An 837-nucleotide genomic window follows, 5' to 3' on the forward strand; every position below is an offset into this window, starting at 1 on the left:
GCCTTGCCTTGAGCCAAGTCGACTGCGCACTCGTTTCATTGAGATACAGCAGGAATTTCCAATTTGGAAAATCATGTGACGCCGGGTATTTGCCGTCCTCATCGGCGAAGGTACCCGAGACGAGTTGAACCTCTTCTGCGGTGCCGGTCTCAAATGTGCAATAGTCGCCCTTACCGTCGCCTGACCTTTTTATTGGCGTTGCGTTTATCACGTGCGCAGCCATTGCGGCAGCATCGTCGACATCAGAAAAACCGGAATCTTTAACACCGAATAAAACGTACATTACCATTTTAAGCTTCCCCCGATTAGTAACGTCACGCCAAGCTCTGTGCCACAGTATAACAGCGGCGGCATCAATGAGCAGGCCGTGCACGCTTAATCGGGCAACGTATCCGTGCGTAGCTTCTCAAAATGTCCGGTGGCACCTTCCAGTGCTTTCAGCCACGGCGACTGCGCGCTTGTTTTGTCGAGATACAGCAGGAATTTCCAATTGGGAAAATCGTCTTCGGCGGGATATTCGCCGTCCTCGTCACTGGAAATGCCTGATACGATCTGGACCTCTTCTTCCGCGCCGGTCTCAAACGTGCAATAGTTGCCCTTATACTCGGAGTGCCGTTTCACCGGCGTCGCATTTATCACGCGCGCCACCGTAGCGGCGACATCGTCGACATCAGAAAAGCCGGAATTTTTGATGCCGAATAGAACGTACATTCCCATCTTCTTTTCCCTGATTGACAACCTCACCCCAAGCTCTGAGCCACGGCGCGGCAGCGGCTGCCCCAATGAACGGGACAGCACAGACTCAATCCGGGTACGTATTCGCGCGAAGTTTCTCGA

The 837-nt window shown here is 53.0% G+C and carries 2 protein-coding genes; both read right to left on the reverse strand.

The features are described 5' to 3' along the window. Nucleotides 1-289, reverse strand: a 289-nt coding sequence (locus tag AB4Z24_RS22500; RefSeq protein ID WP_441711885.1) for a hypothetical protein, incomplete at its 3' end; no start/stop codon positions are given. Between the two features lie 86 nt (nucleotides 290-375). Further along, nucleotides 376-837: hypothetical protein (locus tag AB4Z24_RS22505; protein WP_441711887.1), on the reverse strand; the 462-nt coding region annotated here is incomplete at its 5' end.

This window comes from Hyphomicrobium sp. 2TAF46 (genome assembly GCF_052114865.1).
Taxonomy (GTDB): domain Bacteria; phylum Pseudomonadota; class Alphaproteobacteria; order Rhizobiales; family Hyphomicrobiaceae; genus Hyphomicrobium_B.